This is a genomic window from Campylobacter sp. BCW_6871 (assembly GCF_001762325.1).
Lineage (GTDB): Bacteria > Campylobacterota > Campylobacteria > Campylobacterales > Campylobacteraceae > Campylobacter_D > Campylobacter_D jejuni.
Genome location: NZ_MJWQ01000070.1, coordinates 1 through 613 on the forward strand (window position 1 = coordinate 1; position 613 = coordinate 613).

General features: G+C 27.7%; 1 protein-coding gene. It reads left to right on the forward strand.

Annotated features, from left to right (window positions below):
• Window positions 1-67: 67 nt before the first annotated feature.
• A partial coding sequence (locus AJ930_RS08855) for a hypothetical protein (protein WP_070275224.1) occupies window positions 68-613 on the forward strand: 546 nt, incomplete at its 3' end.

A 613-nucleotide genomic window follows, 5' to 3' on the forward strand; every position in this document is an offset into this window, starting at 1 on the left:
CCTATTTCCATAGAAAACTTAATACAATTAGGTTTTATCAAACAAATATAATAATAAAGGATAAAAAATGACAAGAGAACAAGCAGAATTAATTATAGAAGAAGAAAAGTTAATCTATGTAACTTGGCGTGATTATGATAATACATCTGGGGAATATCATTTTACAATTTGGTTTAATCCTAATAATAATAAATACGAAGCTGTTTATATTGGAGAAAGGGGCGGTGTTGAATTTGAGTATTCTTTTGATAGTGAAAAAGAAGCAATTGATAAAATGTTGCAGATGAATTATGAACAAAAATATTTTAGCGTAAATGAAGACTATTCAATGCAAAATAGAAAAGAAGTAGCACTAAGAATCATNNAAGAAGAAAAGTTAGAAGTGATTTGGTATGATGAAGCACTTAAACCTTTATGTGCAGGTATTAAACATGATAAACAAAGAGATAAATATATATCTTTTATCACTAATGCCAAAGCAGAGCTTATAGAATGGAAAAGTATTGAATTTGATGGGGATAGATACAGTAAAACATTTGAAAGAATGTTAAATGATGAAAGTAAAGCCCTTTATGCTCTTATCAATCGTGCTAGAATGATTAAACAAAATAGA